Genomic DNA, 13,488 nt, shown 5'->3' with positions numbered 1-13,488 from the left:
CCAGCCTTGAGTCTCAACTGCTCCGTAAGCAGTGCGCAATGGCAGTTCTCTGATACGGAGATAAAGGACGAGAACGGCAAGCCCGTATTGTCGACCATCGCCACCGGCATTCTGAGCCATGACCTGTTCCTCAATACCCTCGATATCGTATTGGGAGTTGAAGAGCAGGCACGCGAGCCAGCGTCCAATGTCTTCGAAATGAACATCCAACGATGATCTATCGCGGCGCAGGCTGGATGACTCTGTTAACACCACTGGCCATGGTGCTGTTACTGAGCTGGTTGTTGATGGACCCCAGCGCTAAATCCAGTGATTTATCGCTGATGCAATTCTTGCTGGCAGTGGGTATTGGTTCAGCCATCAACGTTGTGCTGGGCTTTGTGTTAAATCGCGAGCTTCACCCCGATGGCGTTCGCCACCACTTCTTTTTCGTGCCGATGCAGTGGCCGGCGCTGGCGATCATGCTTGCCTGCGCAGTGGTTGCTTTACTGAAATAGGCTCACCGGCCGCTCGGCAAGGGCGGTCGGGTTTCGACTTGTTCAAGGCTTACACGGTAAGTCGTGTAAGTGTCCCCGTCTTTCAGGTAAAGGTCGCTGCGGTAATCCGAAATGGCGCCTTTCAGCTTGATATGCAGGCCGTTGGGGACACGCTGGATTTCCACGTCTTTCAAGTCAGTGTCCGAGACCAGGAAGGGCGGGGTCTTGCCCAAATACACCTTCATGGTTTCGTCAGTCGATTCACGATGATCCATGTAGAACCTTAACCACTTGGGCTCTGAACGGTCCCTCGCCTCCTCCACGATATAAAGCCACTGCCCCGGTATGAAGTTTTGCTTCAGGACTATTTGCGGAGGAAGTTCAGGTTTGTGCACGTAGCCATAGGTAAGCGCCACTATCAGGCAGATCAGGAAGAAAATCGCGACGTACTTTTTAAGCCTGAGCTTGAGGGGTTGCCATTCGGTTTTATTCATAGACTTCAACGTTGTGCGTCAATGGTTGTCTTGATAAGCGCCTAGCGTGGCGCAGTGGCGACATTTGAAGAGGTAAGCCGTAGGCCCATGATCCTTATCCAGGGCAGTAAAGAACGCTTGCCACTTCGGCCCCTCCTCCAATCCCGTTGAGTCCTGAACGGCGGCGATGGCTGCTGGCCCCATTTCAAGCAACTCTGTGTGGCCGGCCTTGCCAATGAATTCGGCCGCGTCGTCGCAGTGAGTGAACCAGCATTCTTGCTGCCACCCGCTGAAACCAGGCGTGCGCTGACAGACTTCGGCGATCTGCGCCTCGCTCAGCGTGTCATCGCCATCCAGGCCAACGCTCTCGTCATCGACAAACGTCGCGCCCAGGCGCTGGTGCGCACTCCCGTCGGCAATGCACCAAGGGCAGATACAGTTTTCGTGCTCATCAACGGCGTATACCGGCCCCACGTAGATGTAGCCGCGCGCCTGGTTGCAGCTGACGCAAGTGTCGGAAGAAGGTTGCACCGAGCCGGTACCGACGGGATCGGGATGGTAAATAAAATGGGGCAGTGTCATAAACGCATCCTTGGTGATTGCTTAATTGCATTCTTACACGCTACTTGAATCGAGCAAAAAAATGGCGGATTGCTCATCCAGGTGACCATAAATCGGCACATCTCCATTGCGATCAGCGAACACGCGCTTGGCTTGGAAACACAGCTGCGTGCGGAGCAAATTCACCATAGCTACTATCTAGCTTCAAGCTGAGGAGCTCATCCTACCCGGCCGGTGCGCACCACCGGTATGCTAGCGGGAGTATGGTCACGTGCCCCGGGTAGGCCTTGGGCCCTGGAAACGAAAGGATTAATCATGCCAGATGCCACCCCCGCTATAAACCGCAGGGAAACCGCCAACAAAAAAAGAGGTGGCCATCCGTGCAATTGACTGCGCAAAGACGTGAACCCAATGACAGATAACCTGGACAATGTGTTGCTGATCGCGCTAGCTGACGGCCCACTCGACAAATTTATTGTCGGCGAGCCTTTCTATTTTCAAGAAGCCAAGGTAGACACCCAAGAACCACAAAACGTGATGGCTGCCTTCAACTTGGTGCTCGACTATTGGATGAGGACTAAAGATGAAACGTTTCCCGGCGAATTTGCAGCAGCAATGTTAAAAGCGCTGAAATCCTATCCAGACAAAAATCGAGCGATTTATGCTGTATCCGACTGGATCCAGCATTACTACTATTGCAAAACCCAAAAAAGGCAAATTCAACTGGAAAGTATGGTGAGCTTTTTGAAATGGATACAGCCGGCGTCGCCGGTGCGCTCAAGCATGAACTTGAGGTCAACAAAGCTGAATTAAATAACGACACGCGGTGGGCAGGCGAGTCGTGGAACAGTAAGCAAGGTCTGTGGGGGCCGTTGATGCGTGAGGCGCTAGGCGTGCGGGATAAGTTTGAGGGTCCGGACTTCGTGCCTAACAATCTTTAGCGATGCCTTCGCCACATGGCGCTTGCGCTTGAAGCTTTGACAGAGGCATGCCGGGCGCGTGAAAGCTGATTCTAATTCCAGGACCTGTGACCTTAGTTGAAATCTTTCACGCCATTATTGATCCCGGCAAATTATCCGCGGATCGATTTATGACCACTCTACTACCGAAAAGAACCTTATGAAATTTACAGACATTTACTTTAATCGCGAGGAGCGCTTTTCCCTAGGTATTGAGGAGTCCTCGGGGAAGTTTTATGCTTCAATTCCGGTGACTAACGGCATGACTGACTATGAAGAATATTACGAGATTAGTCATGCACAGCTCGAACTATTTAAAAAGGACCTTAACGCTGCGTTGGCGTTTGTTACGAAATGTCGAAACAGACAACTAGACGAGTTGCTTATCCAAAAGCCTGGAGATGTGAGAGGTTCGCCTGACTGACACTCCCAAGCCAAACATAGTGATGGCAGCCACTGCTGGAAATGGATAACCTCCGGTACCCAGCAGCACGGCGTTCTACTTTATTCCAAATCGCGGAGATTGGTCATCCGTCAAACCTATAGGCTCAATCGGGAATTAACCATGAACATCCCAAGACTCAAGGAACTAGCCATTGCCCTTGAATACCAGCTGTTGATCCATTCCAAGATAGATCCAGAAGCCGCGGCTCTTCATGCTGACTTGAAGCCATTATTGATACATGCAAAAGCTGGCACGCTCACGAACCGGCTTGAAGTGCGAGATGTGCTGGGACGTCATCGCTTTACAGAGAGAAACCTCCAGCAGTATCGCGACTTGGAAAATGCATTCGCGGAGTTTTCGATTGAGGCAACAGGGGGAGAGACGCCAGCTTTGAAGTGGCTTCAAGAACAGATGAAGTGACAACCCGCATTCCACCGATACGTGTTAGCGACAGCTGCACCCTTCGCTTGTCTCGCTCAAAACTACGTGCATGACCGTAAACGTGCTCTACCCCGGGCGGGCACCAAAGATCGTAGGAAATTAGCGATGAATATCACCAAACTAAGAAGCACTGCCTTAAAGCTACAACATCAGCTCGATGAATACTCAAAGATAGATCCCGAAGCCGCTGCCCTCAATTCCGATTTAAAGCCGTTATTGGAGCTGGCGAAAGCAGGCGACCTATCCGAACCCATTCAGGTAGGAGCAGTACCTGGCCACTATCGCTTTACCGAGAAAAACCTTCAACAGTACGGCGAGCTTGAAGACGCGTACGCTGATTTTTCGATCGAGGTGACGGGCGGCGAACCACTGTCGCTGAGCCTATGGATCAAATCCAGGAATAATGGGCAGAACGGTGAGTAAATGCTATCTCGACTGCCCTCGCCACTATGCGATCGGCGTGGTAACCACGTCGTTCAGCGCCACTAGGTCAATACATAGCCATAATCGAAGCCAGGGCCTTAATGCCATACCTAGTATCAACGGCTGCAGAGGGACACTAAGGAAAGCAGGTTTGCTTCTGTTTCGCTTGGGCCAATGCGTGTTCGTCTCAGCGGCGCCCCTTTCTGTCTCCACGTTGTGCTGGGCTTTGTCTTGAGTCGAGAGCTTCACCCCGACGGCGTTCGCCGTATTCATGGATTCAGCTGTAATCGAAAGTAAACAAAACCAAGCGCTCAATTGGCTCGTAGAACATGACGATCAGGTCTGCGCCGGCCGTTCGGTAATGCCAGCCCGGAACGCTCGCCACGTGGAAAAACCGGTTGCCCGCAGGACTCAGCGGATAGACATTCGTGTCGCCGCGGTCTGCATCGATCTCAACGATCTGCATCGGAAACTCGACCGTTTCCACCCAGTTCGCGACCCCATCGACTTCACCGCCCAACTGCGAGACGAACTCGACCGGATAAAGCGGGTCGCCCTGCTCGCGCGCCAGCACCCCGCTGGTGTTAAAGCGCTCGACGGTACTGATAAACGCACTGTGCTGTTCAGCGTAGTGCTGCTCCAAATCTGCTCTCGCGCCTGGATGAGGGTCCGTCAGATGCGCGTTACCCTCATGCAGAAAGAAATAGCGCGGGTCGCCGCACAAGCGGTAACGCCCGTGCTCGACCGTGAAGCCGATCCAGTTGGTTTTCAGCAAATCATCGTGGTACCCGTCCCACTCGGTCAGCTCGCCAACAAGGCTCTCGTAGGGCTCCAGCGGGCTGAGCATGTGCAGCACGCCCGACCACTCGGGATTTACGGTGCTGATATCAACGCTGAACAAAGGGTGCAGATGGTTGGCCAGCTCCAGTTGATCGGCGACAAACACGCTTTCAATCGGAGGGAACGGCGTCAGGCCGGCGGGAACTTTGGTGAAGTCGGGGGTGTGATCGTTGGTCATCAGAAGTTCTTCCTTGTGGGTCACATGGGTCCAGGGCTTTGACTTAGCGAACACGCGGCTGTCTTTTGCACCATAGCTACGTGCGCAGCAATTCCATACGAACAATACCGGGCTTCACGGTGTGGCGCTCATTGTACCCGGCCGGCGCGCATCGCCGGTATGCTACCGAGCAGCTTGGTAACGTGGGCCGTGTAGGCTCTGGCTGTTGGAAGAAAAGGATAATCATGATGGATGCCACCCCACCTTGAGCAGCAGCGAAACCACCAAACGAAGAACAGATGCCGCCATTCATGCAAATGACTGCGCAAGGACGTAAAGCCAATGACAGATAATCTGGACAATGTGTTGCTTATCGCGCTAGCGGACCGCGCACTCGACAAATTTATCGTCGGTGAGCATTTCTATTTTCAAGAAGCCAAGGTAGACACCCAAGAACCACAAAACGTGATGGCTGCCTTCGACTTGGTGCTCGACTATTGGAAAAAGACTAAAGATGAGACGTTTCCGCGGAAATTTGCAACAGCAATGTTGAAGGCTCTGGGAACCTATCCAGACAAAAACCGAGCGATTAATGTTGTAGCTGTCTGGATCTGGTATTACCGACATTGTCTAGCCCAGAAGAAGTCAAATCCAGAGGGCATCTATGGTGATCTTTTTGAAATGAGTACCGCCGGCGTCGCCGGTGCGCTCAAGCACGAACTTGAGGTCAACAAAGATGAATTGATTAACGATACGAGGTGGGCAGGCGAGTCGTGGAACAGTAAGCAAGGTCTATGGGAGCCGTTGATGCGCGTGGCGGTAGGCGTTCGGGATAAGCTCGGAGGTCCGGACTTCGTGCCTGATAATCTCTAGCGGGACCTTGGTCTACTGGCATTTGCGCCGATTCGAAGCGTGTTTCCATGAATACGCATCACCCTCGGATCACAGCCTGCGGACTGCGGTCCCGAACGCCACGAAGCTGCGGTTACCCAAACATCATCAGAGTCGTGGCAGTCTCAGCTTCAACACCACTTGAGCAGCGAGGGCTAGCGGATGACTGAATTCACGTTTAGACCGGCAACTTGCCGCAAAGCGCTGACCAGCAGGGTCAGGTTGTGTAATGCGCTGGAAGGCAGTTTTGAAGAGAGCCGCGATGAATAAAAACAAACTCCAGGCATCGGCGCGTGAGCTCCGGCGCACGCTAGATAAATACGCAGTCATTGAACCTGCCGCAGCGTTACTATCGGCTTCGCTTCAAGACCTTATCGAGAGGGCCGAGCGATGCAGCATTCTTCAGGCGGTGGATATCGGAGATATCCCAGGGTACAAGCTGCTCTCGGAGACCGGGCTCCAGGGCTACGATGATTTGTCCGAGGCGTACGCTGCGTTCTACATTGAGCTCACCGGCGGCGAGTCCGAAGCTCTCAAAGCCTTCAAAGCGAGACGCGGCAAGTAACACGCCGAATGCACTATCTGCACAGGATTTGCACGCACAGCTGCATGCGAAGGAACTCACCATGAGTAACAACAAGCTTCACGCTGCAGCACTCAACCTGGAAACCGAGCTCAAGGCGTATTCCGATCTCGATGCGGAGGCAGCCGAGCTATACGCTGACCTGAGGCCTCTGCTAAAACTCGTCATGCAAGGGGTGATTACGACTCCTTGGGAGTGGGGCCAGATTCCGGGGCGATACCGCTTTAGCGAGCGAGGCCTCCAGGCGTACGAAGCGCTTGAGCAGGCGTTTGCTACTTTTTGCATTGAGCTCACGGGAGGAGAAACGCCGGCCCTGAAATGGATGCGTGAATTCATGTCTCAAGACGACTAGCCGCTGATGGCGTTCGGTTGGCTTGAGCAACGCCCGCTCTCCTCAACCGGCGCCCATCACCGGTATGCTGCTGCCAGTTTTGGTCACGTGGGCCGGGGAGCTTCTGAATCTTGAAAAAGGAAGAAAAGTCATGCAGGACGCCACCACCATGAACCGCAGCGAAACCGCCAAACAAAAAATCGAAACGGCCCTTCGTGCCATTCACTGCACCCTGACTGAGCGGCCGCAGGCGATTTTTGAGATCACCACCGTAGATCAGCTCAATCGTTTCAAAGCAGAATTACTGAAGGCTTTGCACCTGATTTTGCGAGACGAGATCCCGGAACTGATCAGCCACCGTAAACTCGGAATGGCTAGAGTCATTACCGATCAGTGGCCTAACAACCTGACGCTGGGTTTGATCATTATCGAAGCCGAGCAAGCCTTAGAAGCGATCTGATTGCTGCAGCCTCCTTCCAATTCACTAGCCCGCGCAGACCACGCCGATGCAGCGCTGCCCAAACTTGATTTGAGTGCCCTCATAGATATTCTAGCCATGGCACACCACGTTCGGGACCAGCTTAACGGCCCTGACTACGCGCCTGATGGCGGGTAATACATTGAAAGATCGGCACTGGGTCATTTGGTCAGGAGCGGCAACATGAAAGCGATCAGCAAAAGACTGTCTGAAGTACTCGGGGCTCATTGCGCAAACCCAACCTCTCGCCAGATTGACGAACCTCTGCAGGAGGGATGTGTCATTGAGATTGAGGATCTATTGCTGGATCTCATAACCGATCTAGGCGGAGCCGTCGTCTTCACCCGAGGTGCACAACTGGCGACCCCGGCCGGGACCTACGACCTGGACACCCTCTATGGCCTATCACCCGACGGATACAACCTCTTCCACAGGAACAATATGTATTCCGGCCGAATCCCCGACAAGACCTACACATTCGGCGAATCGCCCACAGGCGACCAGTTTTGCATCGATACAGCAACTGGAGCCGTTCATTACTGGGTACATGACGCAGCCGATGGAGACCGGGAATATGCTTTGATTTCTTCCAGTCTGGAAGACCTCCTCAACCGGTTAACGGCGGACGAGACCAGCGATAGGGAAGCGCTGGAAAAGAGCAAAAAGATCGTCAGTATCGATTTGTCCTTCTGAGGTATCAATCTCCAGATGGGTCGCCGAGGTAGCATGCTCAGCACATATTCAGCATCTAGGGCACCAGCTCCACGATCAGCCGCCGCTCACAGACGACTTCGCAATTTTATAGGTTCTTCAGCATGGAATTCATCGACACTTACGTAAACCGAGAAGAGAGATTCTCACTAGGCATCGAGGAAACCTCAGGCCAGTTCTTTGCATCCTTCCCTGTATTCAACGGCTTGATCGAGTACGAAGAATATTACGCAATAGACCAACAAATGTTCGAACGCTTCCAGGTCGATCTCGCCTCAGCGCTTGAATTCGTCAACCGTTGCCGCCGGCGAGAGATGGACGAGTTGCTGATGCAAAAGCCAGGATCAAAACGAGGCTTCGCTTGCTAGCAATGCCGCGCACTCCCAAACGATCCTAGGTACCTCAGCATGAAATTCAGCAGGATCCACGTGAACCGGGAAGAGATGTTCTCCCTGGGAGTCGAAGAAACCTCAGGCCAGTTCTACTTATCATTCCCCGTAAGCAGCGGCTTAGCGGACTACGAAGAATATTACGCAATTGACGCGCACATGTTCGAACGCTTCCAGCACAACCTCGCCTCAGCGCTTGAATTCGTCAACCGCTGCCGCCGGCAAGAGCTGGACGAATTACTGATGCAAAAGCCAGGCTGGAACAAAGGCACTGCTATCTAGCAAACGACGCCGCAACTCAGGGGAACGAGCAGTTGAAAAAAGCCATCGACTACATCGACGAAGCCATTGCGATCACCCGCCTGAGGGAGGCATCGTGCCCAGCGTTCCCACTTTATTCGAGCTCGCTGATCCAACTCGATTTCATCAGAAACATCTTGCTGGGCATCGAGAAAGATAAGAGTCGTCTGCACAAATTGACCATTGGCGCGTGGGCCGGGAAGGAGTTCTAGGAGACGGATCCGGAGCTTGCCCATGCACTCGGCATCGCTTACTACATCGGCATCCAGATCGGTCGCGGTTTAAAAATTAAGCTCCCCGACGGCCAGCCCCTGGAAAGCCTTCACCGCCCATCTCCCCCCATCTCAGGAGTGAATTGATTGACGTCCACCGATCTGCAGCATCTCTACAACAAAGCCTGGCTGTTCGCTTCCCACGCCCACGTCGGGCAAATGATGAAGGGTTCCGACCTCCCCTACTCCACCCACGTCGCCATGGTCGCGAACGAACTGATTTTTGCGGACCGGGAAAGTGACATCGGTGATCTCTCCATTGCGATGCCCGCCGCGCTGCTGCACGACGTGCTCGAGGACACCGCGATCTCGGAGGAGGCATTGGCTGAAGTGTTCGGCGCCGTTGTCGCATCGACTGTCGCCTGCCTGAGCAAGAACCTGATCGTGCCCTTCTCGGATGAGCGCTATTTCCAGGCGATCGCCGCGCATTCCCGTGAGGCGGCGGCCATCAAATTGTGCGACCGGATCACCAATCTTCAGTCCGCGCCCTCGACGTGGTCGCTGGAAAAGCGAGCGTCCTATCATGAGGAGTCTGCGCACATCCTCGCGGCGCTTGGACATACCAATGATTACCTGAATCGCCGGCTGACGGACGCCATGGCGCGCTACAAATCCTTGTACGTTGATGAGCCGCGCAAACACATCTGATGCCTTCTTCGTGAGCAAGCTCACTCCCGCGGGAAACAGTCAACCAGTCACCCCTTCACTCAGCGCCCTGCCTCAGCTGTGCGCCAGACGCAATCACGGTCACATACTCATCAAACAGTTGCACCTGACCCCCGACCCTGCTCCATCCCCGATACGATTCCGCGTCCCTCCTGTAGCGGGCAAAAGCTTCCGATTCCGGTCCGTCCGCAAAAAGTGAAGCGATGGCTGCGCTCTGGAAGTACCAGTAAATTCCGTCACATTGCTCGGTGGCTTTGGCGTTGGAAAGGTCGATCGCCCTGGACCGCCATTGCGCTGCAAGCTGACGTCCCTCTTCCCGAGAAGCGTCTGGCAGCGCTCGCCAGCCAATCTTCTCGGCGTCGTCCACATAGGCGTGATACCGGGCGAGTAATGCCTTATCTCTTTCCCAGACCGAAGGACAAACGGGCGGCGGCGTCGCGAACGCACTAGGCGCCTGACAAACCGGCAACCCGCTGAGAAGTTGCTGCACCCGCGACGACGGCTCCTCCTGCCCCCGCTCCTCGCCGCCGACAGAAGCTGACGCCGAATTCGAACTCGGCACGCTCTTCTCCACCCGCCCTCGCGCCCCAGCAATGCCCTCAACCAACCTCGCACTCCCATCACCCGCTCCCTTGATACATCCCTTCCACAACAACGACGCTCAACCCAAGCCATCGACCCAAGCCACGCCCCGGCAAACTACACCACCCCGCGCCCGAGAAAATCCAGACGCCGCACAAAAAACCACAGATTCGTCACCGCTCCAGCAAAGCGCTTTTGCATCGGTTTTCCTTAGTTGCCCGCTTAGTTCAGATCAGTAGGTGAACCGGTTCACCTTTCCGCCCTTTTCTTTACACGCGCCAAAGGGATCCAATAAATCCCTGCAGCCCTTTAACCATAAGGCCTGGAGCCATTTCCAAGCCCACCGCAGCGCCCGTAGTGGCCATAAAGCATCATTGCGGCCTGTATCAAATCTGAGAAAAACTTCGCGTCTGTAGGAACTTTCCCACACAATTAACTGCCTGAGCTGACACTGCTGGCTACTAGCTATCGGTGTTCGGCCACGTTTCACGCGCCTAATCTTCGCAGCGAGTTTTCGGGATGACGTTCATCCGGACTGCTTCTCGAGAAGGTGTGCCAGCCGGGCAACGCGTATCTCTTCACGCTGTCTCGTCGCATTCGCCGCATTGTTGAGAAGGGTTCAGGGACGATGTACCAATGACTCAAACGTTTGACGTAGAAGCACTCATAAAGCTGCGCAGCCAGACCCGGGCTATTTCCGACGCGCTCAAAGCACAGGCGTCCGATTACCTGGCCACGCTGGCGCTGTTGATTCGCCCTCAGAATCTGTTCGGTGAGTATCTGCAGGGTGCCCAGCGCAGCAGTGGCCGGGAAACCCAGCATCACTTCAAGGAACTCAAGGAGCTCTACGACAGGATTGGTTCGGCGTCTCCGTTCCAGTTGGTCAATGAGATGGAAGTGCCGCTGAACCTGATCAGCACCACGCCCGAGCTGTTTCCGCTGGAATACGACAAGGTCCTGGCCGACAGCGGTCAGACCATCCGCATCACCAGCCCGACCCGCTGGGTGATCGGTTTCAACTCCTTTGACCTGGCGCGCTTTCGCAGCGTCATCAAAGACCCCAATCGCAGCAGCGCCGAGTTGTACCGCTTCGTCGTGCACTACCTGGTGCTGTTTTACTGCGTGAGCAAATCACCGGGGCTGGGGCGTCTGTTCGACGGCCTGCGCTTTCCGGTGAGTTTTGAGCGACTGAAGGATTTTGGCGAACTGCCGTTCTGCGTGATCAGCTCCCCGGTGCGCTCGACGCTGCCGGACGACTCGGTCATTCGCAGCAGCACGCAGATTGCCGGGAATGCCAGTTTTGAAGAACTGGTGGGCCAGGACAGCATCATGGACATGAAAGATGAGATTCGTCAGCGCCTGCTGATGACGATCGAAGGACTGTAAAGCACTCGGCTCAACGTCGAGCCGACACGCAAAATGACTTGCAGCGAGTTGCTCGCACAGGAGAACACGATGGCGAAGAAGGAAAGTACCCAGCACAAACTCGACCGCGTTCGCGCCCCTCGGGTCCACATCACCTACGACGTCGACATCGGCGATGCTCAGGAAAAGAAAGAGCTGCCCTTTGTCGTCGGCGTGCTGGGCGATTTTTCCGGCAACCCCCTTGAGCCGCTGCCCAAGCTCAAGGATCGCAAATTCATCTTCATTGACCGCGACAACTTCAATGGCGTGCTCAAAGGCATCAAGCCGCGCCTGGCCTATCGCGTCGATAACACGCTGGCCAAGAACGGCACGCAGCTGGGCGTCGAGCTCAACTTCAACGCCCTCGAAGACTTCGAGCCGCAGAACGTCGTCAAGCAAGTCGAGCCGCTGCGCAAGCTGCTGGAAGTGCGCAACAAGCTCGCCGACCTGCGCAACAAGATGGGCGGCAACGACAAGCTGGAAGAGCTGTTGATGGACGTGTTGCAGAACACCGAGAAGCTGAAAACGCTGGGCAAGGAATTCGGTCGTGAAGCCGCCGTTCCCGCCACCGACGCCAAAGAGTAAGCAGGAGCACGACCATGAACGACAAACAAACCGTGGCCCAGCAGGACACTGATCTGGTTGAAGTGGAAAACTTCGCCCCGCAGTCCTCGCTGCTCGACAGCATCATTTCCGAAAGCCGTGTCGCCCGCTCCGAAACCGAACGCACCCGCACCCGTGATCTGATCGGCGAGCTGGTGGGTCAGGTGCTGGAAGGCGAAATGACGCCAAGCAAAGACCTGATCGCCGTGCTTGATGCGCGCATCGCCGAGATCGATTCGATGCTCTCCGAGCAGATGAACGAGATCATGCACGCCCGTGAATTCCAGCAACTGGAAGCATCCTGGCGTGGCCTGAAATACCAGGTCGACCAGACCGAGACCAGCACCACGCTGAAGATTCACCTGCTCAACGCCTCGAAGAAAGACCTGGTCCGCGACCTCAAGGCCTCGTCGGAATTCGACCAGAGCGCGCTGTTCAAGAAGATCTACGAAGAAGAGTACGGCACCTTCGGTGGCGCTCCATTCGGCATGCTGCTGGGTGATTACGAGTTCAACCGTAACCCGGAAGACATGTACCTGCTCGAAGAGATCTCCCACGTCGCCGCCGCTGCCCACGCGCCGTTCATTTCGGCCGCGTCGCCCGAGCTGTTCGGCTGGGACTCGTTCACCGACATGTCCGGCCCGCGCGACCTGGCGAAGATCTTCGACACCGTCGAATACGCCAAGTGGAAGTCCTTCCGTAACTCCGAAGACTCCCGCTACGTCGGCCTGACCCTGCCCCACGTGCTGGGTCGGCTGCCGTATGGCCCGGATACCACGCCGGTCGAAGAATTCAACTTCGTCGAAAGCGTCGATGGCCGCGACCATAACAAATACCTGTGGATGAACGCTGCCTACGCACTCGGCACCCGCGTGACTGACGCATTCTCCCGCTACGGCTGGTGCGTGGCGATTCGTGGTGTTGAAGGCGGCGGTCTGGTGGAAGGTCTGCCGACCCACACGTTCAAGACCGATGACGGCGAAATCGCCCTCAAGTGCCCGACTGAAATCGCGATCACCGACCGCCGCGAGAAAGAACTCTCCGACCTCGGTTTCATCCCGCTGGTGCACTGCAAGGGCACCGACTACGCGGCGTTCTTCGGCACCCAGTCGACCCAGAAGCAAAAGCAATACAACACCGACATCGCCAACGCCAACGCCCGTCTTTCGGCGCAGTTGCAGTACATCTTCGCCACCTCGCGCATCGCTCACTACATGAAAGCGATCATGCGCGACAAGGTCGGCAGCTTTGCTTCACGCAAAGACGTCGAGATGTTCCTCAATAAGTGGCTGTCCAGCTACGTGCTGCTCGACGACACCGCCAGCCAGGAAGCCAAGGCCAAGTTCCCGCTGCGTGAAGCCCGCGCCGAAGTCTTCGAAGTGCCGGGCAAGCCGGGCGTGTACAAAGCGGTGACGTACCTGCGTCCGCACTACCAACTGGATGAACTGACGGCGTCGCTGCGACTGGTCGCAGAACTGCCGCAATCCACACGCGGTTAACCGG

21 protein-coding genes and 1 pseudogene are annotated in these 13,488 nt (G+C 55.3%); 18 read left to right on the top strand and 4 right to left on the bottom strand.

Annotated features, from left to right (window positions below; translation table 11 throughout):
• The first annotated feature begins 6 nt into the window (after positions 1–6).
• Complete coding sequence (locus QWI18_RS22025; RefSeq protein WP_369319858.1) at positions 7–216, top strand: hypothetical protein; 210 nt, start codon at positions 7–9, stop codon at positions 214–216.
• Positions 213–497 (top strand): hypothetical protein, encoded by a 285-nt coding sequence (locus QWI18_RS22020; protein WP_065988961.1) that lies wholly within the window; start codon positions 213–215, stop codon positions 495–497. Before QWI18_RS22025 ends, QWI18_RS22020 begins: the two co-directional genes overlap by 4 nt.
• Before the next feature lie 2 nt (positions 498–499).
• On the opposite strand, the gene QWI18_RS22015 is transcribed toward QWI18_RS22020, so the two are convergent.
• Both QWI18_RS22015 and QWI18_RS22010 read right to left on the bottom strand, forming a co-directional pair.
• Positions 500–970: a hypothetical protein gene (locus QWI18_RS22015; protein WP_369319857.1), complete on the bottom strand. Its 471-nt coding sequence runs from the start codon at positions 968–970 to the stop codon at positions 500–502.
• An 18-nt stretch (positions 971–988) separates the two neighbouring features.
• On the bottom strand, positions 989–1,531 hold the full coding sequence (locus QWI18_RS22010; protein ID WP_369319856.1) for a CbrC family protein: 543 nt from the start codon (positions 1,529–1,531) through the stop codon (positions 989–991).
• A gap of 390 nt (positions 1,532–1,921) precedes the next feature.
• Between QWI18_RS22010 and QWI18_RS22005 the strand changes: the two genes are divergently transcribed.
• From QWI18_RS22005 to QWI18_RS21990, 4 genes are all read left to right on the top strand, one after another.
• Positions 1,922–2,323: a hypothetical protein gene (locus tag QWI18_RS22005; RefSeq protein ID WP_369319855.1), complete on the top strand. Its 402-nt coding sequence runs from the start codon at positions 1,922–1,924 to the stop codon at positions 2,321–2,323.
• Positions 2,324–2,629: 306 nt separating this feature from the next.
• On the top strand, positions 2,630–2,893 hold the full coding sequence (locus tag QWI18_RS22000) for a hypothetical protein (RefSeq protein WP_369319854.1): 264 nt from the start codon (positions 2,630–2,632) through the stop codon (positions 2,891–2,893).
• A gap of 141 nt (positions 2,894–3,034) precedes the next feature.
• Positions 3,035–3,334, top strand: a complete 300-nt coding sequence (locus QWI18_RS21995; protein ID WP_369319853.1) for a hypothetical protein — start codon at positions 3,035–3,037, stop codon at positions 3,332–3,334.
• Between the two features lie 126 nt (positions 3,335–3,460).
• Positions 3,461–3,778 carry a hypothetical protein gene (locus QWI18_RS21990; RefSeq protein WP_369319852.1) on the top strand — a complete coding sequence of 106 codons (318 nt, stop codon included), beginning with the start codon at positions 3,461–3,463 and terminating at the stop codon, positions 3,776–3,778.
• 277 nt (positions 3,779–4,055) lie between these two features.
• Here QWI18_RS21990 and QWI18_RS21985 read toward each other — a convergent pair whose 3' ends face one another.
• The gene (locus QWI18_RS21985) at positions 4,056–4,796 is read right to left on the bottom strand and encodes a hypothetical protein (protein WP_369319851.1); all 741 of its coding nucleotides are present in this window, start codon (positions 4,794–4,796) and stop codon (positions 4,056–4,058) included.
• Positions 4,797–5,117: 321 nt separating this feature from the next.
• Here QWI18_RS21985 and QWI18_RS21980 point away from each other — a divergent pair, with 321 nt between their 5' ends.
• The 9 genes and pseudogenes from QWI18_RS21980 to QWI18_RS21940 all read left to right on the top strand — a co-directional run bounded on the left by QWI18_RS21980 (position 5,118) and on the right by QWI18_RS21940 (position 9,378).
• Complete coding sequence (locus QWI18_RS21980; protein WP_369319850.1) at positions 5,118–5,648, top strand: hypothetical protein; 531 nt, start codon at positions 5,118–5,120, stop codon at positions 5,646–5,648.
• 280 nt (positions 5,649–5,928) lie between these two features.
• Positions 5,929–6,231 (top strand): hypothetical protein, encoded by a 303-nt coding sequence (locus QWI18_RS21975; protein ID WP_369319849.1) that lies wholly within the window; start codon positions 5,929–5,931, stop codon positions 6,229–6,231.
• 61 nt (positions 6,232–6,292) lie between these two features.
• The gene (locus QWI18_RS21970) at positions 6,293–6,601 is read left to right on the top strand and encodes a hypothetical protein (protein ID WP_369319848.1); all 309 of its coding nucleotides are present in this window, start codon (positions 6,293–6,295) and stop codon (positions 6,599–6,601) included.
• A gap of 22 nt (positions 6,602–6,623) precedes the next feature.
• Positions 6,624–7,040, top strand: coding sequence for a hypothetical protein (locus QWI18_RS21965; protein ID WP_369319847.1), 417 nt, complete (start codon positions 6,624–6,626; stop codon positions 7,038–7,040).
• 201 nt (positions 7,041–7,241) lie between these two features.
• The gene (locus QWI18_RS21960) at positions 7,242–7,751 is read left to right on the top strand and encodes an SMI1/KNR4 family protein (protein ID WP_369319846.1); all 510 of its coding nucleotides are present in this window, start codon (positions 7,242–7,244) and stop codon (positions 7,749–7,751) included.
• 122 nt (positions 7,752–7,873) lie between these two features.
• A complete protein-coding gene (locus QWI18_RS21955) occupies positions 7,874–8,137 on the top strand; it encodes a hypothetical protein (RefSeq protein WP_369319845.1) in 264 nt (87 codons plus the stop codon).
• 39 nt (positions 8,138–8,176) lie between these two features.
• Positions 8,177–8,440 (top strand): hypothetical protein, encoded by a 264-nt coding sequence (locus QWI18_RS21950; protein WP_369319844.1) that lies wholly within the window; start codon positions 8,177–8,179, stop codon positions 8,438–8,440.
• Positions 8,441–8,472: 32 nt separating this feature from the next.
• Positions 8,473–8,817 (top strand): annotated as a pseudogene (locus QWI18_RS21945) (immunity protein Tsi6 family protein).
• The gene (locus QWI18_RS21940) at positions 8,818–9,378 is read left to right on the top strand and encodes an HD domain-containing protein (protein ID WP_369319843.1); all 561 of its coding nucleotides are present in this window, start codon (positions 8,818–8,820) and stop codon (positions 9,376–9,378) included. It abuts the pseudogene before it with no gap.
• Between the two features lie 55 nt (positions 9,379–9,433).
• On the opposite strand, the gene QWI18_RS21935 is transcribed toward QWI18_RS21940, so the two are convergent.
• Positions 9,434–9,958, bottom strand: a complete 525-nt coding sequence (locus QWI18_RS21935) for a hypothetical protein (RefSeq protein WP_369319842.1) — start codon at positions 9,956–9,958, stop codon at positions 9,434–9,436.
• 656 nt (positions 9,959–10,614) lie between these two features.
• Between QWI18_RS21935 and QWI18_RS21930 the strand changes: the two genes are divergently transcribed.
• From QWI18_RS21930 to tssC, 3 genes are all read left to right on the top strand, one after another.
• Positions 10,615–11,364 carry a hypothetical protein gene (locus QWI18_RS21930; RefSeq protein ID WP_296306458.1) on the top strand — a complete coding sequence of 250 codons (750 nt, stop codon included), beginning with the start codon at positions 10,615–10,617 and terminating at the stop codon, positions 11,362–11,364.
• Between the two features lie 69 nt (positions 11,365–11,433).
• Entirely contained in the window at positions 11,434–11,967 is a 534-nt protein-coding gene (tssB, locus tag QWI18_RS21925; RefSeq protein ID WP_062387737.1) for a type VI secretion system contractile sheath small subunit, read from the top strand.
• A gap of 14 nt (positions 11,968–11,981) precedes the next feature.
• Positions 11,982–13,484, top strand: coding sequence for a type VI secretion system contractile sheath large subunit (gene tssC, locus QWI18_RS21920; RefSeq protein ID WP_065988946.1), 1,503 nt, complete (start codon positions 11,982–11,984; stop codon positions 13,482–13,484).
• The last annotated feature ends 4 nt before the right edge of the window (positions 13,485–13,488 follow it).

Origin of the sequence: Pseudomonas sp. W2Oct36, from assembly GCF_041060465.1 — a bacterium.
Lineage (GTDB): Bacteria > Pseudomonadota > Gammaproteobacteria > Pseudomonadales > Pseudomonadaceae > Aquipseudomonas > Aquipseudomonas graminis_B.
This window is presented reverse-complemented; position numbering and strand designations above follow the sequence as displayed.

What these genes read in the sequence shown, in the direction of transcription:
- QWI18_RS21995 (WP_369319853.1), top strand. Translation starts at nt 3,035, where the DNA reads ATGAACATCCCAAGACTCAAGGAACTAGCCATTGCCCTTGAATACCAG.
- QWI18_RS21955 (WP_369319845.1), top strand. Translation starts at nt 7,874, where the DNA reads ATGGAATTCATCGACACTTACGTAAACCGAGAAGAGAGATTCTCACTA.
- QWI18_RS22000 (WP_369319854.1), top strand. Translation starts at nt 2,630, where the DNA reads ATGAAATTTACAGACATTTACTTTAATCGCGAGGAGCGCTTTTCCCTA.
- QWI18_RS21975 (WP_369319849.1), top strand. Translation starts at nt 5,929, where the DNA reads ATGAATAAAAACAAACTCCAGGCATCGGCGCGTGAGCTCCGGCGCACG.
- QWI18_RS21960 (WP_369319846.1), top strand. Translation starts at nt 7,242, where the DNA reads ATGAAAGCGATCAGCAAAAGACTGTCTGAAGTACTCGGGGCTCATTGC.
- QWI18_RS22015 (WP_369319857.1), bottom strand. Translation starts at nt 970, where the DNA reads ATGAATAAAACCGAATGGCAACCCCTCAAGCTCAGGCTTAAAAAGTAC.
- tssC (WP_065988946.1), top strand. Translation starts at nt 11,982, where the DNA reads ATGAACGACAAACAAACCGTGGCCCAGCAGGACACTGATCTGGTTGAA.
- QWI18_RS21990 (WP_369319852.1), top strand. Translation starts at nt 3,461, where the DNA reads ATGAATATCACCAAACTAAGAAGCACTGCCTTAAAGCTACAACATCAG.
- tssB (WP_062387737.1), top strand. Translation starts at nt 11,434, where the DNA reads ATGGCGAAGAAGGAAAGTACCCAGCACAAACTCGACCGCGTTCGCGCC.
- QWI18_RS22005 (WP_369319855.1), top strand. Translation starts at nt 1,922, where the DNA reads ATGACAGATAACCTGGACAATGTGTTGCTGATCGCGCTAGCTGACGGC.
- QWI18_RS21970 (WP_369319848.1), top strand. Translation starts at nt 6,293, where the DNA reads ATGAGTAACAACAAGCTTCACGCTGCAGCACTCAACCTGGAAACCGAG.
- QWI18_RS21950 (WP_369319844.1), top strand. Translation starts at nt 8,177, where the DNA reads ATGAAATTCAGCAGGATCCACGTGAACCGGGAAGAGATGTTCTCCCTG.
- QWI18_RS21980 (WP_369319850.1), top strand. Translation starts at nt 5,118, where the DNA reads ATGACAGATAATCTGGACAATGTGTTGCTTATCGCGCTAGCGGACCGC.
- QWI18_RS22010 (WP_369319856.1), bottom strand. Translation starts at nt 1,531, where the DNA reads ATGACACTGCCCCATTTTATTTACCATCCCGATCCCGTCGGTACCGGC.
- QWI18_RS22020 (WP_065988961.1), top strand. Translation starts at nt 213, where the DNA reads ATGATCTATCGCGGCGCAGGCTGGATGACTCTGTTAACACCACTGGCC.
- QWI18_RS21930 (WP_296306458.1), top strand. Translation starts at nt 10,615, where the DNA reads ATGACTCAAACGTTTGACGTAGAAGCACTCATAAAGCTGCGCAGCCAG.
- QWI18_RS21985 (WP_369319851.1), bottom strand. Translation starts at nt 4,796, where the DNA reads ATGACCAACGATCACACCCCCGACTTCACCAAAGTTCCCGCCGGCCTG.